This window comes from Herbaspirillum sp. 3R11, from assembly GCF_004563925.1.
Taxonomy (GTDB): domain Bacteria; phylum Pseudomonadota; class Gammaproteobacteria; order Burkholderiales; family Burkholderiaceae_D; genus Herbaspirillum.
Window position 1 is genome coordinate 768,073 of sequence record NZ_SPNJ01000002.1, and the last position, 14,375, is coordinate 782,447.

Annotated in this window: 17 protein-coding genes; 6 read left to right on the plus strand and 11 right to left on the minus strand. The window is 58.0% G+C overall.

The window, feature by feature from the left end; translation table 11 throughout:
- The 4 genes from purE to E4P32_RS11820 all read left to right on the plus strand — a co-directional run bounded on the left by purE (position 1) and on the right by E4P32_RS11820 (position 3,764).
- The gene (gene purE, locus E4P32_RS11805) at positions 1-504 is read left to right on the plus strand and encodes a 5-(carboxyamino)imidazole ribonucleotide mutase (RefSeq protein ID WP_116434024.1); all 504 of its coding nucleotides are present in this window, start codon (positions 1-3) and stop codon (positions 502-504) included.
- On the plus strand, positions 501-1,718 hold the full coding sequence (locus E4P32_RS11810; RefSeq protein ID WP_116434023.1) for a 5-(carboxyamino)imidazole ribonucleotide synthase: 1,218 nt from the start codon (positions 501-503) through the stop codon (positions 1,716-1,718). The genes purE and E4P32_RS11810 overlap by 4 nt, the downstream gene beginning before the upstream one ends.
- A gap of 10 nt (positions 1,719-1,728) precedes the next feature.
- The gene (locus E4P32_RS11815; RefSeq protein ID WP_116434022.1) at positions 1,729-2,745 is read left to right on the plus strand and encodes an L-threonylcarbamoyladenylate synthase; all 1,017 of its coding nucleotides are present in this window, start codon (positions 1,729-1,731) and stop codon (positions 2,743-2,745) included.
- Positions 2,746-3,023: 278 nt separating this feature from the next.
- Positions 3,024-3,764, plus strand: coding sequence for an OmpW family outer membrane protein (locus tag E4P32_RS11820; RefSeq protein WP_116434021.1), 741 nt, complete (start codon positions 3,024-3,026; stop codon positions 3,762-3,764).
- A gap of 62 nt (positions 3,765-3,826) precedes the next feature.
- Here the strand turns inward: E4P32_RS11820 and E4P32_RS11825 are convergent, their stop codons facing one another.
- The gene (locus tag E4P32_RS11825; RefSeq protein WP_116434020.1) at positions 3,827-4,336 is read right to left on the minus strand and encodes a flavin reductase family protein; all 510 of its coding nucleotides are present in this window, start codon (positions 4,334-4,336) and stop codon (positions 3,827-3,829) included.
- 301 nt (positions 4,337-4,637) lie between these two features.
- On the opposite strand from E4P32_RS11825, the gene msrA reads away from it, so the two are divergent.
- A complete protein-coding gene (gene msrA, locus E4P32_RS11830) occupies positions 4,638-5,177 on the plus strand; it encodes a peptide-methionine (S)-S-oxide reductase MsrA (protein ID WP_167735747.1) in 540 nt (179 codons plus the stop codon).
- 70 nt (positions 5,178-5,247) lie between these two features.
- On the opposite strand, the gene E4P32_RS11835 is transcribed toward msrA, so the two are convergent.
- The 6 genes from E4P32_RS11835 to purB all read right to left on the minus strand — a co-directional run bounded on the left by E4P32_RS11835 (position 5,248) and on the right by purB (position 10,790).
- A complete protein-coding gene (locus tag E4P32_RS11835; RefSeq protein ID WP_116434019.1) occupies positions 5,248-6,462 on the minus strand; it encodes a cyclopropane-fatty-acyl-phospholipid synthase family protein in 1,215 nt (404 codons plus the stop codon).
- Positions 6,463-6,533: 71 nt separating this feature from the next.
- Positions 6,534-7,169: a pyridoxamine 5'-phosphate oxidase gene (pdxH, locus tag E4P32_RS11840; protein ID WP_116434018.1), complete on the minus strand. Its 636-nt coding sequence runs from the start codon at positions 7,167-7,169 to the stop codon at positions 6,534-6,536.
- A gap of 220 nt (positions 7,170-7,389) precedes the next feature.
- Complete coding sequence (locus tag E4P32_RS11845; RefSeq protein ID WP_116434017.1) at positions 7,390-7,959, minus strand: YceI family protein; 570 nt, start codon at positions 7,957-7,959, stop codon at positions 7,390-7,392.
- Between the two features lie 70 nt (positions 7,960-8,029).
- On the minus strand, positions 8,030-8,587 hold the full coding sequence (locus tag E4P32_RS11850) for a YceI family protein (RefSeq protein ID WP_116434016.1): 558 nt from the start codon (positions 8,585-8,587) through the stop codon (positions 8,030-8,032).
- A gap of 52 nt (positions 8,588-8,639) precedes the next feature.
- A complete protein-coding gene (locus E4P32_RS11855) occupies positions 8,640-9,164 on the minus strand; it encodes a cytochrome b (protein WP_116434015.1) in 525 nt (174 codons plus the stop codon).
- 258 nt (positions 9,165-9,422) lie between these two features.
- Positions 9,423-10,790, minus strand: a complete 1,368-nt coding sequence (purB, locus tag E4P32_RS11860) for an adenylosuccinate lyase (protein ID WP_116434014.1) — start codon at positions 10,788-10,790, stop codon at positions 9,423-9,425.
- 220 nt (positions 10,791-11,010) lie between these two features.
- Here purB and E4P32_RS11865 point away from each other — a divergent pair, with 220 nt between their 5' ends.
- Positions 11,011-11,616: a glutathione S-transferase N-terminal domain-containing protein gene (locus tag E4P32_RS11865; RefSeq protein ID WP_116434013.1), complete on the plus strand. Its 606-nt coding sequence runs from the start codon at positions 11,011-11,013 to the stop codon at positions 11,614-11,616.
- 126 nt (positions 11,617-11,742) lie between these two features.
- On the opposite strand, the gene bfr is transcribed toward E4P32_RS11865, so the two are convergent.
- The 4 genes from bfr to E4P32_RS11885 form a co-directional block, all read right to left on the minus strand.
- Entirely contained in the window at positions 11,743-12,216 is a 474-nt protein-coding gene (gene bfr / locus E4P32_RS11870; protein ID WP_116434012.1) for a bacterioferritin, read from the minus strand.
- A gap of 245 nt (positions 12,217-12,461) precedes the next feature.
- On the minus strand, positions 12,462-12,878 hold the full coding sequence (locus E4P32_RS11875) for a biopolymer transporter ExbD (protein ID WP_116434011.1): 417 nt from the start codon (positions 12,876-12,878) through the stop codon (positions 12,462-12,464).
- Positions 12,878-13,612, minus strand: coding sequence for a MotA/TolQ/ExbB proton channel family protein (locus E4P32_RS11880; protein ID WP_016832158.1), 735 nt, complete (start codon positions 13,610-13,612; stop codon positions 12,878-12,880). Before E4P32_RS11880 ends, E4P32_RS11875 begins: the two co-directional genes overlap by 1 nt.
- A 52-nt stretch (positions 13,613-13,664) precedes the next feature.
- Positions 13,665-14,369 (minus strand): energy transducer TonB, encoded by a 705-nt coding sequence (locus E4P32_RS11885; RefSeq protein WP_116434010.1) that lies wholly within the window; start codon positions 14,367-14,369, stop codon positions 13,665-13,667.
- Between the last annotated feature and the right edge of the window lie 6 nt (positions 14,370-14,375).

The following is a 14,375-nucleotide window of genomic DNA, read 5'->3' on the forward strand; positions in this document are numbered from 1 at the left end:
ATGAGCGAGCACAACGCACAAGCGCCGGTCGTCGGCGTGGTCATGGGATCCTCGTCCGACTGGGACGTGATGCAGCACGCTGTGGCGATCCTGAAGGAATTCGGCATCCCGCACGAGGCACAGGTCGTCTCCGCGCATCGCATGCCGGACCAGATGTTCGATTACGCCGAGAAAGCGCGTGGACGCGGTCTGCGCGCCATCATCGCAGGCGCCGGCGGCGCAGCGCATCTGCCGGGCATGATCGCAGCCAAGACCATCGTGCCGGTGCTGGGTGTGCCGGTGCCGTCGAAGTATCTGCGCGGCGAAGATTCGCTGCTGTCCATCGTGCAAATGCCCAAGGGCATTCCGGTCGCAACGTATGCAATCGGCGAAGCCGGCGCGGCCAATGCGGCCTTGTCGGCCATCGCCATGCTGGCGACCACCGACGATGCCCTGGCTGCGAAGCTGGAAGCCTTCCGCGTCAAGCAAACGCAAGTTGCCCTGGATATGAAGTTGCCGTTATGAGTCAGAAGCAGTCCCCGTTGAATACCGTTTCGATCCCCACCACGACGCCGGCCACCTGGCTGGGCGTGATGGGCGGCGGCCAACTCGGCCGCATGTTTGCTCACGCCGCGCAGGCGATGGGTTTCAAGGTCGCCGTGCTGGAGCAGGAAGAAGATTGCCCGGCCGGACAAGTCGCCGATCGCCTGATCCGGACGTCTTATACCGATGCCAAGGGTCTGGAAGAATTGGCTTCATTGTGCGGTGCGGTCACGACCGAATTTGAAAACGTCTCCGCCGACAGCCTTGCCGTTCTGGCCGCAAAAACCTATGTCGCGCCGTCGGCTGCCGGCGTCTCGATTGCGCAGGACCGTATCGCCGAAAAGCGTTTCTTCGTTGATTGCAGCGCTGCCTCCGGCGTACAGCCGGCTCCGCACAAGATCATTGCCGCCGAAGCGGATATCGATGCGATTCCGGCAGACTTGTTGCCCGGGATTCTGAAGACCGTGCGCATGGGCTACGACGGCAAAGGCCAGGTGCGCGTGCGCAGCATCGCCGACGTCAAGGCAGCGTTTGCCGAGATGAAGGGCGTGACCTGCCTGCTGGAAAAAATGCTGCCGCTCGCCTATGAGGTGTCGGTGCTGGTCGCGCGTGGCGCCGATGGCGCCGCTGTGGTGTATCCGATTGCCGAGAACGTTCATCGCGACGGCATTTTGTTTACCACCACTGTGCCATCGGATCATGTCTCTGATGCTGTTGCAAAGAAGGCGCAAGACGCCGCACTGGCGATCATTGCCAAGCTCGATTATGTCGGCGTGCTGTGTATAGAATTCTTCGTGTTGACGGACGGTTCGCTGGTCGTCAACGAAATGGCGCCGCGTCCGCACAACAGCGGTCACTACACCATCGACGCCTGCATCACCAGCCAGTTCGAACAACAGGCGCGCGCCATGGCGCGATTGCCGCTGGGCGACGTGCGCCAGCATTCGCCGGCGGTGATGTTGAACATCCTCGGCGACGTCTGGTATGAAGGTGACAGCGGCGGTGACAACGACAGCATGCGTGAGCCGGCCTGGGACAAGATTTTGGCGCTGCCGGGTGCACATCTGCATCTGTACGGCAAAGCGCAGGCGCGCCGCGCACGCAAGATGGGACACGTCACCTTCGTCGCACCGACCATGGCGCAGGCGCAGGCGCAACTGGCTGCCGCATGCGCCATTCTCGGCATCGCGCTGTAAGGATTTTTCAATGATGACGATCGACATGGATGCGGTGCGGCTCGCCGCACGCAAGCTGGAGGCCGGCAAGCTGGTGGCGTTCCCTACCGAGACGGTATACGGTCTCGGCGGCGATGCAGAGAACGCTGCAGCGATCGCCGACATCTATGCCGCCAAAGGTCGCCCCGCCAATCATCCCGTCATTGTTCACGTCGCTCCTGAAGCAGATATTTCCTATTGGGCCGCCGAGGTGCCGGCGCAGGCGCATGCATTGATTGCAGCATTCTGGCCCGGTCCGCTGACGCTGATTCTCAAGCGCGCCGCGCATGTTCCGGCGGCCGCTTCCGGCGGTCAGGATTCGATCGGCGTGCGTTGTCCATCGCATCCGGTTGCGCAGGCTCTGCTGCGTGAATTCAAGGGTGGCAAGGGCGGCGTCGCCGGACCCTCCGCCAACAAGTTCGGTCACGTGAGTCCGACCACGGCGCAACACGTGCGCGAAGAATTCAGCGAAGCCGACAGCCTGCTTGATTACGTCCTGGATGGCGGGCAAAGCGAAGTCGGCATCGAATCAACCATCGTCGATCTGTCGCGCGTGGAAACCCATGGCGCCGTCTTGCTGCGCCCCGGCCAGATCAGCGTGGATCAGATTGCTGCAGTGCTGGGTGCCGCGCCGCGCGCGCCCGATGCGGCCGCGCCGCGCGCCTCAGGTACGCTCGATGCGCACTATGCGCCGCATACGCCGGTGGCCCAGGTGGCGCCGGAACAACTCGCCGGCGTGCTGCAACAGCTCGCTGCCGGCAGTTACAAAACAGCGTTGATTTATCGCACCGCGGCAATGCCGGCGCATGCTTCGGTGGCCATGCCGGCGGATGCTGATCGCTATGCTCATGATCTGTATGCTGCGTTGCGGGATATGGATCATGAAGCGGCTGACGTCATCGTGGTGGAGTCATTGCCGCAGACTGCGGAATGGCAAGGCATCAATGATCGGCTGCGTCGGGCAGCCTTCGATTCGACCGGAATTCTGTCGCGTTTATTGGCGACCTGACGTTCTTTTTTTCTCTTCTTCCGCACTGTTTTTGGCCTGGAAATTATTTCCAGTTGCCAAAAAAATACACGTCTATACAAAGCGAATTAAAGCTGGCATAGTATCGCAAAAGAATAGCACGCGCGTTCTTTTTGTCAGATGAATGTAAGACGGGAGGGCAACCGTTCCCAATGTGCATTCAACAAGAACAGGCGACGAACAACGTTGCCGACACTTCCGAACCATAGTCGGAATAATTTATAAAACAGGGCGCAGCCCTTCACATTTGGAGACGACACATGAAGCAACAATTTTCCCTTTTGCCAAAAATCGCTGCGCTGTCCATCGCTGCCGCTTTCGCTGCGCCAGCAATGGCACAAACCGCCGGCAGCAACATCGTCAATCTGGGATGGTTCCATCTGGCGCCGCAAGATTCGAGCGAAACTTTGCGTGTCAACAGCCCAATCCAGACTACCCTGCCAGGCAGCGGTGCTGCGGTCGGCAATGCGGATACATTGGGTATCGCCTTCACGCATTTCTTCACCGATAACTTCGCGCTGACAACTGACGTCGGCATTCCGCCAACGTTCAAGCTGACCGGCACCGGAACGCTGGCAAGCGCAGGTGAATTGGGCAAGGCCAAGCAATGGAGTCCGGCAATCATCGCGAAATGGTATTTCGGCGACGGCAACAGCAAGTTCCGTCCGTTCGTGGGCGCTGGTGTGTCGTATGTGTGGTACTCGGATGTCGAGCTGACCAGTCAGTTCCAGGGCGCGTTGGCGAGCCGCTTCTCTAATGGTGCGACTACTGCCGGCAAATCCACAGCAGATCTGAGCTCCTCCCTGGCGCCGGTCCTGAACGTGGGTGCAACCTATAACTTCGATCAAAATTGGTCGCTGGGTTTCTCGGTCGCGTACATTCCCCTCAAGACCAAGGCCGACATCACGACTACACTGCCTACCGGCACGCAATTCAAGTCGTCTACCAGTCTGACTCTGAATCCGATCGTCACCTTCCTGTCGGTTGGCTACAAGTTCTGATTTCTTGCAGTGCTGAAAATAAAAAAGCGCCTTCGGGCGCTTTTTTATTTGGGAAAGTATTTTCAGATCTCGTCGGTCTTCGCGAATCGTCCATCATGGAACACCAGCGCTGCCTGTGGCATTACTTCGCAATGCTCCACCTCACCGACGAAAATGACGTGGTCGCCCTCCGGATAGCGGCTGCGATTATGACATTCGAACCAGGCCGAAACACCTTTGAGCACCGGCTGGCCGGTGCGCGACAAGGTATATTCGACGCCATCGAAACGGTCTGTCGATTTTCGCGCAAACTGTTCCGCCAGGGCTGCCTGATTGGCGCCGAGGATGTTGATGACATAGTGCGAATTACCGGAGAATACCGGCATGCTGCTTGCCTGTTCTGACAGGCTCCACAGCACCAGCGGCGGCGTCAGCGACACAGAATTGAACGAGCTCGCGGTCAGTCCCAGCAAAGTGCCGTCGTCCAGGCGCGTTGTGATGACGGTGACGCCGGTCGCGAACTGGGACAATGCCTTGCGGAAATGGGGTGCGTCAAAAGCGCGCGTAGTGGCGCGCGGGGAGCGAGAATGCATCTAAGACCTGTGGAAACGGTTCTGACAAGTAGGACATTATGCCCAAAAAATCATCGCACGTAACTCAAAGCCCTGTCCTGCACCTCCCATAGGTGCCTGAAATGTAATTATGGAGTACGTAAATTGGTTAACTATTGATTTAGTTTCGAAGCAAAAATACCTCGCTTGAACTTGTTCGTCAGAGGGCGTTTTTTCGTTGCCATGTTTTTGTTCGCAAGCAATGGTATAAACGTAGTTATGCGAGCACAAATTGCAAAATACAGCTGCAAAAGCCCATTTGAATCAATATGCAGGAGCGATCGTGAGTACTTCAACTGAAACAGCAGTTCTCGGCGGTGGGTGTTTCTGGTGCCTGGAAGCGGTGTACCAGCAGCTCAAGGGCGTGCAGCACGTGGAGTCCGGCTACACCGGCGGCAAGGTGCCGAATCCGACTTATGAACAGGTTTGCAACGGCGATACCGGTCACGCAGAAGTGGTGAAGCTGAGTTTCGACCCGGCGCTCATCAGTTTTCGGGAAATTCTGGAAATCTTCTTCACCATCCACGACCCGACCACGTTGAATCGCCAGGGCAACGACGTCGGTACTCAGTACCGTTCGGTGATTTATTACGACTCGCCGGAGCAGCAGGATACGGCGAAGCACATCATCGCAGAGATGGCGCTGGTATGGGATGCACCATTGGTGACGGAACTGAGCCCGGTGGAAAAGTATTACAAGGCCGAGGACTACCATCAGAATTACTTTCAGCAACATCCGTTCCAAGGCTATTGTGCATTTGTGGTGGCGCCGAAACTGGCTAAATTCCGGGAAGTGTTTGCTGCCAAGAGCAAGCAGGAGTAAACAAGAGCAGGAGCAGGAAAAAGAAACAGCCGGCCACGTGCCGGCTGTTTTCATGTGGACGACAATCCCGTCATTGCTGCTGAGCGCCGTAGATATATCGTCGCGATTGCGGTAAGGCGGCGGCGGGACGATTCGCTTTGCCGCACACGACCTGATAGAGCGAAATCCAGTCCTTGTCGAAGCAATGCGCACTGCCGGCAAGATACACGCGCCAGATGCGGTAGCGCTTCTCGTCGGTCAGCTTCTTGATTTCATCTGCGTGTGCTTCGAAGTTGTCGGCCCAGAGGGCGCAGGTCCTGGCGTAGTGACGGCGCAGGTTTTCAACGTCGAAGACTTCCAGGCCGCCTTGTTGCATGGTCTTCAGGACCAGGCTGACATGCGGCAACTCACCGGCGGGGAACACATATTTGTCGACGAATTCGCCGCCGCCATAGGGTGATTCGCCATTTTCAATATCCGTGCTCGTGATGCCATGATTCATCACCAGTCCGTCATCGGCAAGCAGCGAGTTGACATGCGCAAAGTACATCGGCAGGTTCTTCAGGCCGACGTGTTCGAACATGCCGACGCTGGTGATGCGGTCGAAGGTGCCGGTGACGTCGCGATAATCCTGCAGCCGGATTTCAATGCGGTCGCTCAGGCCGGCTTTTTCGACGCGCTCCCTGGCCAGCGCATACTGGTTCTCCGAGAGCGTGACTCCGACACATTGCGCGCCGAATTTCTGTGCCGCGCGCAGCACCAGCGCACCCCAACCGCAGCCGATATCGAGCAGTTTGTCGCCGGGGCGCACCTTGATCTTGGTGAGAATGTGGTCGATCTTCTTGATCTGCGCGGTGGCGAGATCTTCGTCGCCGTTCTCGAAGTAGGCGCAGGAGTACACCATGTTCTCGTCCAGGAAGAGTTTGTAAAACTCGTTCGAGACGTCATAGTGGTAACGAATTGCCTCAGCGTCTTTTTCTTTGCTGTGGCGTACCGTACGGACGATGCGCGACAGCTTGCCTTCGGCCTTCAGAGTTTTGGCGGCGAGCTGGTTGGCGACGTTGATGATGCTGGCGACGGGGCCTTCGACGTCAATCTTGCCTTCGACGTAGGCTTCTCCCAGATTGGAGAGCGAGGGACGGAACAGATAGGGCAGCGCCGAGACGTGCGGCACGCGCAAGGTGACCTGCGGCGCGTTGTCGCTGAAATCGAATCGGCTGCCGTTCCATAACTCAAGGCGCAACGGCAGTGCCGTTGCATGTCGTACGTTGTCGACCCAAGCTGCTAGCTTCTTTTCCCAAAACACGATAATTCCCTCCGTGCGAGTAATGATGCTGTAGCGCGGCCCTTTCCGATGGCGTCGTCAACAAGGACGAACTAGGGCTGCAGGCGCTGCCGGCTCCATGCACCGTCTGCACCGCGGGTATAGACAACGCGGTCATGCAGCCGTGACGGCCGGCCTTGCCAGAATTCGATTTTTTCCGGTATCACCCGGTAACCGCCCCAATGCGCCGGGCGGACTGGATGCGTGCCGTACTCTTGTTCCACCGCGGCGAACTGTTTTTCGAGCGTTTCGCGCTTGTCGACCGGGGCGCTTTGTTCGGACGCGATGGCGCCCAACTGGCTGCGCAGCGGACGACTGAGAAAATAGGCGTCGCTTTCGGCGGCGGCAACCTGTTCTATCTTTCCTTCGATGCGAACCTGGCGTTCTAGTTCTACCCAATGGAACAATAAGGCGACATAAGGATGTTCCGCGATGTCGCGTCCCTTGCGGCTGTGATAGTTGGTGAACCAGGTAAAACCGTCGGCGTCGACCTGCTTGAGCAGCACAATGCGCGATGACGGCCGGCCATCGGCGCCGACGGTGGCGATGCTCATGGCATTGGGTTCGGGGAGTTCCGCTTTCAGCGCCTCATCGAACCATGTTGAAAATTGAACAACAGGATCAGCGGCGACGTCGTTTTCCGACAAACTGGCACGGCTGTAATCCTTGCGAAGATCTGCTATCGACATCGTTGCTTTATCCTAAATGGGTACCGCGGGAACTGCGCTAGAGTAGCGCGTTTTCAAAAAACTTGCACCGGAGCAGCGCTTCCGTCGTCGTGCAAGGCAGGCTGGGGAATGCTTTCAGGCGCACGCCATTATGTGCGGGAGCGTCAGCGTGGCCTATGACATAAAACAAAAAAGGCCGATACGCATGACGCGCATCGGCCTTTTTCAGAAGAGAGACGGATCAGTTGGACTTGATCGCTTCGACCTGGATCGCCAGCTTGATTTCCGGTGCGAACGGCGGCACGGCGTAGTTGATGCCGAAGTCAGTACGGTTGAACGTACCCGATGCGTCGGCGCCGCAGACTTCACGCTTGAGCATCGGATGCTGGATGCAAGTGAACTTGTTGATCTTTAACTGCACCGGCTTGGTCACGCCATGCAAAGTCAGCTCGCCGTCGACGGCAACCGGCTTGTCGCCTTCGAACTTGATCGACGTACCCTTGTACGTGGCAGTCGGGAATTTCTGCACGTCGAACACGTCGGCGCTCTTGACGTGGTCATTGAGCTTGGCGTGGCCGAAGTCGACCGACGATGCGTCGATGGTGATGTCCAGCGAGCCGGTCTTGGCTGCGCGATCCAGCGTCACGGTGCCGGAAGTCTTGGTGAACTTGCCGCGCCACACGGAAATGCCCATATGATCGGCTTCAAAGCTTGGGTAGGTATGGCTTGGGTCGATGGTGTAGGTGTCGGCAGCGAAGGCCGAGACCGATGTCACGGCCAGCAGGGAAATCAGAGCGAATTTCAGTTTCATGGTGAATCCTTTTCGGTGAGCGCTAATAAGCAGTTAGTTGAGTATCGAAACGCTTTGTGATGAGTCAGTCTCAAGGCGTGGTGACGACGTGGAACTTGATCGTTACTTCGTCGGCAACCATGCCGGTGTCTTTCCATTCGCCTTCGCCGATGTTGAACGCGAGGCGCTTGATCGGCAAGGCGCCGTCAAAGGTCTGGCCGCTGCCTTCCTTCTTGACCGTCAGCGGGAAGTGCACGTCCGCAGTCTTGCCCTTGATGGTCAGCTTGCCGGCGACGTCATACTTGGTGCCGGCGGGCGCGCCTGCGGTCGGCTTGATCGAGCTGGCGACGAAGGTAGCCTTGGGGAATTGCGCGGCGTTGAACCACTCCTTCTTCAGCACTTCCTTGTTGTACTCGGCTTCGCCCAGATCGAAGCTGGTGATGTCGATGTCCACGCTGGCTTTGGCGGCGTCAGGTTTGGCGCCGTCGAAGTCGATTTGCGCGACGAATTTCTTGAATTTTGCTTCGACCGGCACGTTCAATTGCTTGAAGACGGCGCCGACGGTGCTTTTGGCAGCGTCGACTTTGAGCGGCGCCGCAACTGCGGCGGTGGAGGCAACCAGGCCGAAGACGGCGATGCCGCCGACCATGGCGTGGACCAATGTAGTACGCAGAGTCATGAAATTTCCTTGAGAAAGAGGATCAGGGCAGGATACGTCTGAGCACGCCGTCGCGATCGATGAACTGATGCTTCAGGGCGGCCAGCACATGCAGGCAGAAAGCGGCTAGCAAAGTCATGTTCAGCCAGTAATGCACCAGCTTGAGCAAGGGTTTGAGTTCGGGATTCGGATCAATGATGACCGGCAGCGGCACCAGGCCGAGATAGACCACGGGAATGCCGGCCGCAAGACTGTACAGGTAGCCGGAAACCGGAATCGCGAAAATCAGAATATAGAGCAGGAAATGCAGCGCGTGCGCGGCGCTCTGCTGCCAGCGCGGCATCTGCACCGGATACGGCGGCGCTGCATGCGTCAGGCGCCAGAGCAAGCGCAGGCAAGCCAGGCCCAGCACGGTCACTCCCAACCATTTATGCCAGGAAAAATATTTGAGCTTGGTCGGCGTCAGGCCGGGAATGTTGGTCATCGTCAGGCCGAGCGCAAAGGCGGCGATGATCAGCAGCGCAATGAGCCAGTGCAGCAGGACGGCGGGTTTTGTGTAGCGTTCCATGGCGATTGCTGGTGGAGTATCAGGTTGGACGGCAGGCGGTGCCGGATCGTACAGGCACCGGCGCGACTGCATGCGGAGTCTGATCTTCCGCGGTTGCGTCGTAGCGGCAGGCTAACTCAGCAGAATAAGGTGTTTTCATCGACGGCAATAGATGGGCAGATTTGATTTCACTCATCCATTGATGCTATGAATGAAGCTGATTACCGCGCGATTGGAGTGGATCGGACGGCTTTGGTTTCCGTCCGATCACTTGCTTCATTAAATATTCTTGGCCAGTGCAATCGCTTCGCCGATGTAATTTGCTGGCGTCATCGCCAGCAAATGGTCCTTGGCGCTTTGCGGAATCGCCAGGCCGTTGATGAAGTCGCGCAGCGCCTCCTTGGAAATGCCTTTGCCGCGGGTCAGTTCCTTCAACTGCTCGTACGGATTTTCGATACCGTAGCGGCGCATCACGGTTTGCACCGGCTCGGCCAGCACTTCCCAGGTGGCGTCCAGATCGGCCGCCAGGCGCGCCGGATTGACTTCCAGCTTGTTCAGGCCGCGCAGGCAGCTGTCATAGGCCAGCACCGCATAGCCGAACGCCACGCCGATGTTGCGCAGTACGGTCGAGTCGGTCAGGTCACGCTGCCAGCGGGAGACCGGCAGTTTTTCCGACAGGTGCTTGAGTACGGCGTTGGCCATCCCGAGGTTGCCTTCGGAATTCTCGAAGTCGATCGGATTGACCTTGTGTGGCATGGTCGAGGAACCGATTTCACCGGCCTTGGTGCGTTGCTTGAAGTAACCCAGCGAAATGTAGCCCCAGACGTCGCGGTTCAGATCCAGCAGGATGGTATTGGCGCGCGCCACGGCGTCGAACAGTTCGGCCATGTAGTCGTGCGGTTCGATCTGGATGGTGTACGGATTGAACACCAGGCCTAGGCGCTGTTCGATGACGTTCTTGGAGAACGCCGCCCAGTCGGTTTCCGGATAGGCGGACAGGTGGGCGTTGTAGTTGCCGACGGCGCCGTTCATCTTGCCGAGGATTTCGACCGCGGCGATGCGTTTGACGGCGCGCTGCAGGCGGGCGACGACGTTGGCGATTTCCTTGCCCAGCGTGGTTGGGCTGGCAGGCTGGCCGTGGGTGCGCGACATCATCGGCACGGCGGCGTGCTCATGCGCCAGTTCGGTCAGCTTGGCGATCAGGCCTTGCAAGGCCGGCAACACGACCGTGTCGCGTGCGGACTTGAGCATCATGCCGTGCGAGGTATTGTTGATGTCTTCGGAGGTGCAGGCGAAATGGATGAACTCGGAAGCGGCGACCAGTTCCGGCACATCCGCGACCTTTTCCTTGAGCCAGTACTCGACCGCCTTGACGTCATGGTTGGTGACGGCTTCGATTTCCTTGATGCGGGCGGCGTCGGCTTCGGTGAAGTCGGATGCCAGTTTGTCCAGTAGCGCAGTGGCGCTGGCGGAGAACGGCTTGATTTCGGCAAAACCGGCAGCCGACAAAGCTTGCAGCCAGGCAATTTCCACTTTCACCCGATGATGCATGAAACCTGCTTCGGACAGGATGGGACGCAGCTTGTCGGTTTTGGCGGCGTAACGGCCGTCGAGCGGGGAAAGGGCGGAAAGTGCGGAAAGGGACATGATGATATGCGGATGAAAAGGCGTTGAAAATAAGATGCACGGGGCTTGCAATGCGTGCTGTAGTGGCCCGGCAGCGCTGCGAACCTGCAATGACTCGCGATTTTACCATTGCCCGGGGCCGTAATCCGTAACGTTGCCGCTTGTCCTCCAGACAGCCGTCTCAGGCGTTGATGGTCAATCCCCGATGCTATAATCGGGCCGGATTATTACAAGAAATGTTATGAAACTGATCGCCTCGCTGGTAAGCCCTTACGCTCGCAAAGTCCGCATTGTCATGGCGGAAAAAAAGATCGATTTCGAATTGGTGCTGGAAGACGTATGGAGTGAGACCACCACGATCCAGCAATTCAACCCGCTCGGCAAAGTGCCGTGCCTGATGATGGATGACGGCGGCGCCATGTTCGACTCGCGCGTGATTTCCGAATACCTCGATATTCTGACGCCGGTGGGCAAGCTGATGCCGAGCAGTGGTCGCGAGCGCGCCGAAGTCAAATGCTGGGAAGCGCTGGCCGATGGTTTGCTCGAAGCCGCCATCCTGGTTCGTCTTGAAAAGAAGCGCCCGACACGCCAGCAAAGTCCGGAATGGATCAAGCGGCAATGGAGTAAGGTCGAAGCCGGCTTGAAGGCAATGTCGGTCGGTTTGGGCGAAAAGAATTATTGCGTCGGCAATCACTACACCCTGGCGGACGTTGCCGTCGGCTGTGCGCTGGGATGGCTGGAGTTTCGTTTCCCGGAAACCAAGTGGAAAGACAACTATCCGGAATTGCTGCGCCTGTACGAGAAGCTGTCGGAACGTCAGTCGTTCAAGGATACCTTCCCGCAGTAAGAGCGGTGTCGCTGCATGTCAATGCAGATCACGGCGTCTGAAGTAAAAAAAGCGCAACCCCGAAAGGTTGCGCTTTTTTTACGCCCTCGCCCGAGAGCGTCGGCTCTCGAAGCAGGATTGGTACTTTTACTCTGCGATGATCTGCGTTTGCAGGTAGTTCTGGATGCCGATCTTGTCGATGATATCGAGCTGGGTTTCGAGCCAGTCGATATGTTCTTCGGTATCGTCGAGGATCATCTGGAACAGTTCACGCGAGACATAATCGCCATGCTGTTCGCAAGTGGCAATGCCTTCCTTGACGGTCTTGTGCGCAGCTTTTTCCAGGTTCAGGTCACATTGCAGCATCTCGGGCGTATTCTCGCCGATCATCAGCTTGTGCAAGGCCTGCAGGTTCGGCAAACCGTCCAGCATCAGGATGCGGTCGATCAGCTTGTCGGCGTGTTTCATTTCGCCGATGGATTCTGCGTATTCTTTCTTTGCAATCTTTTCAAAGCCCCAATGCTTGTACATGCGGGCGTGCAAAAAATACTGGTTGATCGCTGTCAGTTCGTTGGTTAACTGAGCATTGAGCAGTTTGATGACCGCTGGATCGCCTTTCATAGGTACCTCTGAGAATAGGGTGGGAAGAAGATCGGCTGGCGGGGCGGATAAGCAATCCGGCGCACATGAAGCTCAGCCGTGTGAACGGACGCATCATAGCGCAGCGGGTTACAGACTTCACCTTAAATTAGCGCGAATCATTCTTACTTTATTTCTATCGCGCAATGAGATTTGTTCCAGGCCTGCAAAAACAAAGCCCCCGCCGGTGAGGGCGGGGGCTTTGCTGGCAGCGAAACGGCAGAGACTTATTTCGCTTGCGGGTCGGTGACGAAGCCGATCTTTGACAGGCCGCCCGACTGGGCCGCCGCCATCACTTGCGCGACTTTTTCGTATTGCGTTGTGCGTTCAGCGCGCAGGTGCAATTCGGGTTGCGGTTGCTTCTTGGCGGCTTCGGCGATACGCGCAGTCAATTGCTCGCTGTCGATCGCTTCTTCATTCCAGAACACCTTGCCGGAAGCATCGATCGACAGGCTGATGTTTTGCGGTTTCGGCTCATCCGGCTGGTTGGTGGCGCGCGGCAAATCGATCTTCACCGCGTGGTTCATGACCGGGATGGTGATGATGAAAATAATCAGCAGCACCAGCATCACGTCGACCAGCGGCGTGGTGTTGATCTCCGGGTTGAAATCGTCGTCCGAATCGGACAGGGAACCCATCGCCATTACGCTCTCCCGACAGCCGTCAGCTTGGCGCTTTTGGTGGCGCCTGTTTCAGCGTCCTCGGTAGCAGAGCGGGCGCCGGTGACGAACAGGGCGTGCAGGTCGAAGCCGAACTTGTTCAGCTTGGCGATCGTGGTCTTGTTACCGCGCACCAGGGCGTTGTAGCCGAAGGTTGCAGGAATCGCCACTGCCAGACCCAGCGCAGTCATGATCAGCGCTTCGCCGACAGGGCCTGCGACCTTGTCGATACTGGCTTGGCCGGAAGTGCCGATCGACACCAGTGCGTGGTAGATGCCCCAGACGGTGCCGAACAGACCGACGAACGGTGCGGTCGAGCCGACCGACGCCAGCACGGCCATGCCGGTTTGCAGCTTGCCCGATGCTTCGTCGATGGCCTGACGCAGCGACAGCGTCACCCAGTCGCTGACCGACAGTTGGTCATGCAGGTGACCCTTGTGGGCAGTATGGTGGCTCATCGATGTGACGCCTGCTTTGGCGACTTCGGCGAATGGATTGTCGTTGCCCAGTGTGGCGACGCCTTCCGGCAGGCTGGTGGTGTCCCAGAATGCATGGCCGGCCGCATCGGATGCGCGACGGAAGCGCAGCAGTTGCAGCGCCTTGGTGACGATGACATACCAGGATGCGATCGACATGGCGACCAGCAGCACTGCGACGCCTTTAGTGACGAAATCCCCCTGTGCCCACAGGCTTTCCAATCCGTACGGACTTACTTCCATGATGACTTCCTTTGCTTATTGACTTGAATGAATAGACGAATGAGTGACTAAATTAGCGATCGAGCTTGAAATTGATGACGCCGGTGGCGGACACGACAATGGCCTTGCCGTCCTCGATATAGGGTTTGAATACCGCGCGCATGACTGCGCGTCGCGCTTCATCATCCAGGCGGGACGAGCCCGAGCCCTTGATGATGTCGACTTTTTCGGCTTTGCCGCCGGTATTGACCAGTACCCGGAATTGCACGACGCCTTCTTCGCCCATACGCTTGGAGGCGGCGGGGTAGTTGACGCGCGGCGGTTCAATGTATTCGATGCCGGAGGTAATCTGCTTGATCGGCGGTGGACCCGGCGGTGATGCCGGGGCCTGCGCAGGAGCAGCGGCGGGTGGTGACGGTTCGGCCGGTTGCGGTGGAGTAGGCGGTGCACTGATCGCAGTCGGTGCGGGCGCCTGAGTGACAGGAATCGGCGGCGGTGGCGTCACCGACTTCCTGACCACGGGGACGACCTTGGGCGGCGCCGGTGGCGCTTTTGGCGGTGCCGGTTCGGGAGCGCGTTCAGGCGTGATGAAGGTTGCGATCACTTCTTTCGGGATCGCGCTGGCGACCTGATGGATCAGGCCGCTTTGCAGGGCATAGAAGAAGGCGATGTGCAGCAGGATGATGAAGCCGAGCGGGCCGATTTTCTTGACCTGGCGCCAGGCGAGACCAACCGGATTGGACGAGCTGCTACTCATAGTAGGCGATGAAGCGTTCATGAATGG

What these genes read in the sequence shown, in the direction of transcription:
- E4P32_RS11820 (WP_116434021.1), top strand. Translation starts at nt 3,024, where the DNA reads ATGAAGCAACAATTTTCCCTTTTGCCAAAAATCGCTGCGCTGTCCATC.
- E4P32_RS11810 (WP_116434023.1), top strand. Translation starts at nt 501, where the DNA reads ATGAGTCAGAAGCAGTCCCCGTTGAATACCGTTTCGATCCCCACCACG.
- E4P32_RS11875 (WP_116434011.1), bottom strand. Translation starts at nt 12,878, where the DNA reads ATGGCGATGGGTTCCCTGTCCGATTCGGACGACGATTTCAACCCGGAG.
- E4P32_RS11815 (WP_116434022.1), top strand. Translation starts at nt 1,729, where the DNA reads ATGATGACGATCGACATGGATGCGGTGCGGCTCGCCGCACGCAAGCTG.
- E4P32_RS11855 (WP_116434015.1), bottom strand. Translation starts at nt 9,164, where the DNA reads ATGGAACGCTACACAAAACCCGCCGTCCTGCTGCACTGGCTCATTGCG.
- purB (WP_116434014.1), bottom strand. Translation starts at nt 10,790, where the DNA reads ATGTCCCTTTCCGCACTTTCCGCCCTTTCCCCGCTCGACGGCCGTTAC.
- E4P32_RS11865 (WP_116434013.1), top strand. Translation starts at nt 11,011, where the DNA reads ATGAAACTGATCGCCTCGCTGGTAAGCCCTTACGCTCGCAAAGTCCGC.
- E4P32_RS11880 (WP_016832158.1), bottom strand. Translation starts at nt 13,612, where the DNA reads ATGGAAGTAAGTCCGTACGGATTGGAAAGCCTGTGGGCACAGGGGGAT.
- E4P32_RS11850 (WP_116434016.1), bottom strand. Translation starts at nt 8,587, where the DNA reads ATGGTCGGCGGCATCGCCGTCTTCGGCCTGGTTGCCTCCACCGCCGCA.
- bfr (WP_116434012.1), bottom strand. Translation starts at nt 12,216, where the DNA reads ATGAAAGGCGATCCAGCGGTCATCAAACTGCTCAATGCTCAGTTAACC.
- E4P32_RS11845 (WP_116434017.1), bottom strand. Translation starts at nt 7,959, where the DNA reads ATGAAACTGAAATTCGCTCTGATTTCCCTGCTGGCCGTGACATCGGTC.
- E4P32_RS11825 (WP_116434020.1), bottom strand. Translation starts at nt 4,336, where the DNA reads ATGCATTCTCGCTCCCCGCGCGCCACTACGCGCGCTTTTGACGCACCC.
- pdxH (WP_116434018.1), bottom strand. Translation starts at nt 7,169, where the DNA reads ATGTCGATAGCAGATCTTCGCAAGGATTACAGCCGTGCCAGTTTGTCG.
- E4P32_RS11885 (WP_116434010.1), bottom strand. Translation starts at nt 14,369, where the DNA reads ATGAACGCTTCATCGCCTACTATGAGTAGCAGCTCGTCCAATCCGGTT.
- purE (WP_116434024.1), top strand. Translation starts at nt 1, where the DNA reads ATGAGCGAGCACAACGCACAAGCGCCGGTCGTCGGCGTGGTCATGGGA.